This window comes from Bacteroides sp. RTP31139st1_H2_RTP31139_211217 (assembly GCF_040227615.1).
Classification (GTDB): domain Bacteria; phylum Bacteroidota; class Bacteroidia; order Bacteroidales; family Bacteroidaceae; genus Bacteroides; species Bacteroides uniformis.
Genome location: NZ_JBCNZM010000032.1, coordinates 22,357 through 30,212, shown reverse-complemented (window position 1 = coordinate 30,212; position 7,856 = coordinate 22,357). Strand labels below are relative to the sequence as shown.

The following is a 7,856-nucleotide window of genomic DNA, read 5'->3' as shown; positions in this document are numbered from 1 at the left end:
ATGGTGGAGTTTGGAGATACCCGGAAGATATTTACGAATCCCGATAAGGTGGAGACGCAGAACTACATCACGGGACGTTTCGGGTAGCGGATTGTTCCATACAAGCAAAAATAAGTTGTACAAAAGTAATTTTAAAATAGAAACATTATGGTGAAGTTTATCGAATCTGAACTCGTCTTGCTGAAAAAGGAAATAGACGAAATGTGGACCCTGGTATATAATCAGCTCGACCGTGCAGGTGATGCCGTGCTTACGCTGGACCGGGAACTGGCCCAGCAGGTATTGGTGCGCGAACGTCGCGTCAATGCTTTCGAACTGAAAATAGACAGCGACGTGGAGGATATCATTGCCCTTTACAACCCCGTTGCCATCGACCTGCGCTTTGTGCTTGCCATGCTCAAAATCAATACGAATCTGGAGCGTCTGGGCGACTTTGCAGAAGGCATCGCCCGCTTTGCCCTCAACTGCCATGAACCGGCATTGGATACTGAGCTGGTCAAGCAACTCCGTCTCGAAGAGATGATAGCCCAGGTGCTCTCCATGCTCGAGCTTGCCAAGCAGGCACTTCAGGAGGAGAGCCAAGAATTGGCTACCGCTGTGTTTGCAAAGGACAATATGCTGGACGAAATCAATGCGGAGGCCACTGCCATTCTTGCCGACTACATCAGCCGGCATCCGGAGAGTGCACTCTCTTGTCTGAATCTGGTGAGCGTGTTCCGCAAATTGGAGCGTTCCGGCGACCACATCACGAATATTGCCGAAGAAATAGTGTTCTTTATCGACGCAAAAGTGTTAAAACATAGTGGGCGGACAGACGAACACTACTTAAATGATAAGAAATAAACAAAATTTTAGGATAATTTCAGTGTTTCATGGAAAATAGCCTTATATTTGTCCATTGAAAACGATTGCAGGTGTAGAAAAATGCTTTGAAATGATAATAAACTTAAATGATTTTTCAAAAAGATGTTATAAGACATGTTTTTTAATTTGGTTAGTATCACGAAAAGCGCCTATATTTGCATCGTTATCCTGAAAACAATCTTTTTACCTTAAAAAAAAACTAATACCTATTGAAAACTGAAAAAGGAGGCTTTGTGAAAAGCTTCCTTTTTTTGTACCTATACGAAGGGCTTTTTGTATCTTTGCGCATATTAATAATAAATCGCGTATAACCTAAAAGTATATAGAACCATGTTTTCCGGAATAGTAGAAGAATGTGCCACATTGGTGGCGATGGTCAAAGACCAGGAGAATGTACATTTTACTTTCAAGTGTTCATTCGTCAGTGAATTAAAAATAGACCAGAGTGTGTCTCACAATGGTGTTTGCCTGACGGTAGTCAGTCTGACAGATGATACCTATACCGTGACGGCCATGAAGGAAACGCTGGACCGTTCCAATCTTGGCTTGTTGCAGGTGGGAGATGAAGTGAATGTGGAGCGTAGTATGATGATGAACGGCCGGCTGGATGGCCATATCGTTCAAGGACATGTGGACCAGACTGCCACTTGCATCGATATAAAGGATGCGGAAGGAAGCTATTACTTTACTTTCCGGTATGCTTTTGACAAGGAGATGGCAAAGCGCGGCTACATCACGGTAGACAAAGGCTCGGTAACGGTCAATGGTGTCAGCCTGACCGTGTGCAATCCCACCGACGATACTTTCCAGGTGGCCATTATTCCTTACACCTTTGAGCATACCAATTTCCATGCTTTCAAAGTGGGCAGTGTGGTGAATCTGGAGTTCGATATCATTGGTAAGTACATCAGCCGCATGATACAATATAAATAAGGTAACGGCACTATGGACGATTTCCTGCAATTAGTGGCATCCCGTCAGAGTGACCGTGCCTATGATATGACTCGTGCCGTGGAGCCTGAGAAATATCGGTGATTTACTTTTTAGACACAGATGACGCAGATGACGCGGATTTTTTTAATATTCCAATCCGCGTCATCCGCGTCTAAAAAATAATCAAAAAGAAAGCAGATACGGAGTTTCCGGAAAGACTTCCGCGTGCTTACAAATCCTTCAGCAGCACCTTGCTTGCATTCTTGTAGTATTCCTCCCGTGCCTTCAGCAATGCTCCCCATTGGTTGTTGAATTCATTTTCTTTATCAATTTTGAAATCTTCTGAGCCGTGCGTGTCCAGTTTGTCCAGTAGGAGGGCCACATTCATTTTGTTGATATCCATGGAAGGCTGGTAAGCGATGTCTTCACTCTTTTCATCGGTCACCACTTCATGTAGGAGGTTGATTTCCTGCAATTCATAAAGGGTTTCGTGTGTCAGCCGGATGGGAATCTGGCACTCTTCGGATATCTCTTCGGCTGTATAGGGCTGGGCGTCTTGTTCAAAGCGCTTGGCTATGAGAGACATTATCAGGATGGAGATAAAATCGCGGTAGCGCCGGCTGATATTGCGCGCATCCTTGTCGAAGCTGAAGTTCCGGATATTCTGTCCGGCGTAGGTCAGTTCGGCACCGAATAGGCAGATGGTCCAGGATACCTGCAACCATAGCAGAAACATCGGAAGGGCGGCAAAACTACCATAGATGGCATTGTAACGGGAAACCCACAACTGGCTGCTGATGTAAAGGAATTGGAATGCCTGGTGTGCCGTACCTGCCAGAATACCGGATATGAGTGCGTGTTTCAGCTTGACCTTTGTATTCGGCATAAAGACGTACAGTGCTGTAAACATGAACCAGGTCAGCACGAAGGGGATGAGGCGCACCATAAACTTGCCGACGGGAGCCAGCAGGGTAAAGTCTTCGAGGTTCTTCACCATCGTACTCATGAAGATGGAAAGACCACCGGACACCACCAGCAGAATGGGCATCAGCAGAAGCATAGAGAAGTAATCCGTTATTTTGCGGTACATGCTGCGCGCCTTTTTCACCTGCCAGATGCGGTTGAAGGTGATTTCCATATTGTTGATTAGATTCAGGACTGTCCACAGCAACATAATCAGACCCACTCCGATGAATATTCCACTCTTGGTTTGAGACAAATACGAATTCACGAATTGCAGGATGACTTCCGTGGTTTCCGTAGGACCGCCGAAACCGTTGACAATCTGGCTTTCCATCAGATTATCGAATCCGAAACCGCGGGCTATGGCAAACAAAATGGCAAGAATAGGCACGATGGCAAGCAGCGTACTGTAAGTCAGCGCCGAGGCTTTGTTTACTATCCGGTCTTTGGTGAAGCGGTTGATGCAAAGATAAATCGTCTTGATGATATTGTATACGGAAAAGGTCGTTCGCGTGACTTCATCTTCCGTAATACGCCAGATGTCGTAGGTGAGGAATTTCCAAAGGGCAGCAATACGCTTGTTCATGCTATTATCTCGATTATCCATTGTCAATAAAAAAGCAGTCAGTCTGTAAGCCGGGTTCTGTTCTTCTGTTTCTGAAAAAGCCTAATTAGGAATTATCCATTCTTCATTATCCATTCTCCATTAAAGAAGTGTCTGTCATTTATCTGAGCCGCATGTCACCATACAAGCTTTAGCGGTCTACCCTCCGACATGGAGCGAGCAACTCTCATAACGTCGGTTTACATGACCTTACAACTCCCAAGACGCACAGCCCTTGTGTCGCCACAAGACTGGTAGGCTCTTACCCCACCTTCTCACCCTTACCGTAGCCCAAGGGCGACGGCGGTTATTTTCTTCTACGTTACTCTACCCTCACGGACAGCTTTCTGTTAGGAAGTGGGACGCTCTGTGTTGCCCGGACTTTCCTCATACGCACGAGGCGCAAGCGACAGACCGACCAACTGCTTTATAGGGTACAAAGATACGGAATATTAATGAAGAATGAAGAATGAAGGATGAAGAATTTGTTGTGCAGTGTGCGGATGCAGTACGGATGAATCCTTCATTCTTCATTCTTTACCCTTAATTATCTTAAAAACATGTATCTATTTCGGAATAAATTCGTAGCTTTGCTATTAGTAATAACCCCCAAATCCTTTTGGCCAATGAAAAAGTTATCCTCTCTTTTTTCTTTATTTCTGTTAATCCCGCTTTTTGCTGTCGCTTCGGAAGTGGGTGACCGTACAATACCTGCAGAAGTGGCGCAACTCGCTGACAGTTTGAAACAAAAGTTTGCACCGGACAAGCGCGTGGCTTTGTTCGATGTGGATTACTCTTTCTCCGGAAAGAATGTGATGTTGCGTGGTGTCACCACTTCGGCAGAGGCAAAGACGGCTTTGCTGGATGGTTTGGCAAAGAAAGGATATGCGGTGATGGATTGTCTGCAAGTGCTTCCGGATGAGGCCGGACTTGAAGGCAAGACGTATGGCATTGTCAATGTGTCTGTGTGCAATCTTCGGGTAGCCCCGGATTTCTCTTCAGAAATGATGACGCAAGGCTTGATGGGTATGCCGGTGCGGGTGTTGCAGCGCGACGGCTGGTACCGTATCCAGACACCGGACAACTACATTGCATGGGTACACCGAGTAGGCATACATCCCGTCACGCGGGAAGAGCTGACCGCTTGGAACAATGCAGAGAAAATAGTGGTGACTTCGCATTATGGCTTTGTCTACTCACAGCCCAGCCAGGCATCGCAGACCGTCTCTGATGTTGCTGCAGGAAACCGCCTGAAGTGGGAGGGGACAAAAGGTGCCTTTTATAAGGTGGCTTATCCCGACGGCCGTCAGGGATATATCTCCAAATCCATCTCCATGCCTGAGAAGAAATGGCGTGCCACCTTGAAGCAGGATGCCGCCAGCATTATAGCCACGGCGCATAGCATGATGGGCATCCCTTATCTTTGGGCTGGCACTTCCTCCAAAGGGGTGGATTGTAGCGGCTTCATGCGCACCGTTCTTTTCATGCACGACATCATCATTCCGCGGGATGCTTCCCAGCAGGCATACGTGGGCGAGCATATCGATATCGCTCCTGATTTCAGTAACCTCCAGCCGGGCGATTTGATTTTCTTCGGGCGCAAGGCGACGCCGGAACGCAAGGAACGTGTGGTACATGTCGGCATGTATATCGGTAATAAGCGTTTCATCCATTCGCAAGGCGATGTGCGCGTCAATAGCTTCAGCCCCGACGACGAGCTGTTCGATGAATACAACCTCGGTAGACTGTTGTTCGCTACGCGCGTGTTACCTTATATAAATAAGGAGGCGTCGCTCAATACAACGGAAACGAATCCATTTTATTCAATGTAATAATGTGCTAATGTGCCAATATGCCAATGACCTGCGGCGTGACGGTGCAAACATAACGTAGCATATACATAGCGCAGCCCATTGGCACATTAGCCCATTAGCATATTGGCACATTTAATACACACACAATTATGTCAAACAGAAGAGATTTCCTGAAAACCGCCGCTTTTGCCGCACTCGGCTCAGGCATGGCAATCAATCATGTATTTGCCGGAGGAAATGACGCTCCTTCCTTGTTCAACGTGAACAGTAGGGCAGGTGTAACCCCCAAAATGAAACTGCGTTTTTTCCCCTATGAACTGAAATTGCGCCATGTCTTTACAGTGGCCACCTACTCGCGTACTACCACTCCCGACGTTCAAGTCGAGATAGAATATGATGGCATTATCGGTTATGGTGAAGCCTCCATGCCCCCGTACCTGCAACACGAACTAGGCACGATGGACAGTGTACTGGCTTTTCTGAAGAAGGTGCAGGATGTTATCGGCCAATTCTCAGACCCCTTTCAGCTGGAAGATATACTGGCTTATATAGACAGCCTCTCGGCAGGGGATTCCGCTGCTAAAACTGCTGTGGACATCGCCTTGCACGACCTTGTGGGCAAACTGTTGCAAGCCCCTTGGTATAAGATATGGGGGTTGGACAAGGAAAAGACTCCCTCTACAACTTTCACCATCGGTATTGATACGGCCGACGTGGTGCGTGAAAAGACGAAAGAGTGTGCCGACCAGTTCAATATCCTTAAAGTGAAGCTGGGGCGGGAGAACGACAAGGAAATGATAGAGACCATCCGTTCGGTGACGGACCTTCCGATTGCCATTGATGCCAACCAGGGTTGGAAGGACAAACATCATGCGCTCGATATGATACATTGGCTGCACGAAAAAGGAATTGTCATGATAGAGCAACCGATGCCCAAGGAACAACTGGACGATATTGCATGGGTCACCCAGCAAAGCCCGTTGCCCATATTTGCCGATGAGTCCATTCAGCGTCTGAAGGATGTGGCAGGCTTGAAGGGTGCCTTTACGGGCATCAACATCAAGCTGATGAAGTGTACCGGCATGCGCGAAGCCTGGAAGATGGTGACTTTGGCACGTGCATTGGACATGAAAGTGATGGTAGGATGTATGACCGAGACCTCTTGTGCCATTACCGCTGCCTCCCAATTCTCTCCGGCAGTGGACTTTGCCGACTTGGACGGTAGTCTGCTGATTGCGAACGACCGTTTCAAGGGTATGGAGGTTGTGAAAGGTAAGATAACGTTGCCCGATTTGCCGGGTATTGGAGTGGTGAAGTTATGAGAAAGCTATTGTATACCGTCGCTCTGTTTGTGATGGCTTCTGCATGCAGCACGAAGCCCGAGAGCAAGCCCTATAATTGGGAGGACGACCTGTACCAACGTCTGCTTACGGATTTCTGTATGACGGAATCCCAGGTGAAGGACTATATCCGCAAGTATATTCCCGACGTGACCGATGAGCAGATGCGCCAGTGGGAAGCCTCCAAAGCTTTGGAGTGCATGATGCTGGATGGAGAGAAACGCTATTTCCGCAATGCCGGACCTAATCTGTTTCGTGTGGACTCCACTTGCTATGACATCAAGATAGCCAAGGAAGGCACTTCGCCGAGTGGCAGCGAGAAAGTGAATATGGAGAACCTGCCCGAAATCATTTCTGCTGTGAAGAAAGAGGGCAAGGCCATTGTTGCGCCGAAGCGCATGCGCGTCACCTACACGTTGACCGTAGATACCAATGCCGTGCCTGCCGGGAAAATCATCCGTTGCTGGTTACCCTATCCCCGTCAGGACCAGGCCCGGCAGCAGGATGTCAAGTTCATTTCGGCCAGCGAACCGCAATACACCTTTTCGTCGCCCGAGTGCCGTCACAGTACATTGTACATGGAGAAACGTGCTGTCGAAGGCGAACCGACCGTATTCTCCGAAACCTTTGAGTTTACCGCCAACGGCGAATGGCATAATCTGAAGCCGGAAGACGTGCAGCCCTATGATACGACGACCGCCCTTTATAAGGAATATACTGCCGAGCGTGAGAAGCATATCGTCTTTTCCCCGCGCTTGCGCGAACTTGCTGCCAAATTGACAGCCGGTGAAACCAACCCCTACCTGAAAGCCAAACGTATCTTCCGTTGGGTGAATGACAACTTCCCGTGGGCTTCTGCACGCGAATATTCCACCATTGAGAATATCCCGGAATATGTGTTGGACAACCGTCACGGAGACTGTGGCCAAGTCAGCCTGCTGTTCATTACGCTTTGCCGCATCAGTGGTATTCCCGCACATTTCCAGAGCGGCTTCATGATGCATCCCCGTGCATGGAATCTGCACGATTGGGCAGAAGTCTACTTCGAGGGTGTGGGTTGGGTGCCTGTCGACCAGTCATTCGGCATTCCTGCCTTTGCCCGCAATGCCGACGAAGAATATTTCTTCCTGGGTGGTATAGACTCTTGGCGCATGATTGTGAACACTGATTACGGCATGCCGCTACAGCCCGAAAAGCAGTATCCCCGCAGCGAGACCGTCGACTTCCAGCGTGGCGAGGTGGAGTGGGAGGGAGGTAACCTCTACTTCCCGCAGTGGGGCTACCACATGGACATTGATTACTTGAATTATTAAGGTGCTATCTGCCCTCTAAAAACAG

General features: G+C 48.3%; 6 protein-coding genes, 1 other RNA gene and 2 pseudogenes. 7 read left to right on the top strand and 2 right to left on the bottom strand.

Going from position 1 to position 7,856, the window contains the following annotated elements:
• From pstB to ABUA47_RS07545, 4 genes and pseudogenes are all read left to right on the top strand, one after another.
• Nucleotides 1-87: pseudogene (gene pstB, locus ABUA47_RS07560) on the top strand (phosphate ABC transporter ATP-binding protein); the annotation flags it as partial.
• 60 nt (nt 88-147) lie between these two features.
• Nucleotides 148-843 carry a phosphate signaling complex protein PhoU gene (gene phoU, locus ABUA47_RS07555; protein ID WP_035448804.1) on the top strand — a complete coding sequence of 232 codons (696 nt, stop codon included), beginning with the start codon at nt 148-150 and terminating at the stop codon, nt 841-843.
• A 351-nt stretch (nt 844-1,194) separates the two neighbouring features.
• Nucleotides 1,195-1,797, top strand: a complete 603-nt coding sequence (locus ABUA47_RS07550; RefSeq protein ID WP_005832292.1) for a riboflavin synthase — start codon at nt 1,195-1,197, stop codon at nt 1,795-1,797.
• Nucleotides 1,798-1,809: 12 nt separating this feature from the next.
• Nucleotides 1,810-1,890 (top strand): annotated as a pseudogene (locus ABUA47_RS07545) (NAD(P)H nitroreductase); the annotation flags it as partial.
• 136 nt (nt 1,891-2,026) lie between these two features.
• On the opposite strand, the gene ABUA47_RS07540 reads toward ABUA47_RS07545, so the two are convergent.
• On the bottom strand, nt 2,027-3,346 hold the full coding sequence (locus ABUA47_RS07540) for a YihY/virulence factor BrkB family protein (protein WP_005832288.1): 1,320 nt from the start codon (nt 3,344-3,346) through the stop codon (nt 2,027-2,029).
• Nucleotides 3,347-3,376: 30 nt separating this feature from the next.
• Nucleotides 3,377-3,790: RNase P RNA component class A (gene rnpB / locus ABUA47_RS07535), an RNA gene on the bottom strand.
• 200 nt (nt 3,791-3,990) lie between these two features.
• On the opposite strand from rnpB, the gene ABUA47_RS07530 reads away from it, so the two are divergent.
• From ABUA47_RS07530 to ABUA47_RS07520, 3 genes are all read left to right on the top strand, one after another.
• Nucleotides 3,991-5,196: an NlpC/P60 family protein gene (locus ABUA47_RS07530; protein WP_009038252.1), complete on the top strand. Its 1,206-nt coding sequence runs from the start codon at nt 3,991-3,993 to the stop codon at nt 5,194-5,196.
• Nucleotides 5,197-5,327: 131 nt separating this feature from the next.
• Nucleotides 5,328-6,500 carry a dipeptide epimerase gene (locus ABUA47_RS07525; protein WP_008664809.1) on the top strand — a complete coding sequence of 391 codons (1,173 nt, stop codon included), beginning with the start codon at nt 5,328-5,330 and terminating at the stop codon, nt 6,498-6,500.
• The gene (locus ABUA47_RS07520; RefSeq protein ID WP_005831285.1) at nt 6,497-7,831 is read left to right on the top strand and encodes a transglutaminase-like domain-containing protein; all 1,335 of its coding nucleotides are present in this window, start codon (nt 6,497-6,499) and stop codon (nt 7,829-7,831) included. Before ABUA47_RS07525 ends, ABUA47_RS07520 begins: the two co-directional genes overlap by 4 nt.
• The last annotated feature ends 25 nt before the right edge of the window (nt 7,832-7,856 follow it).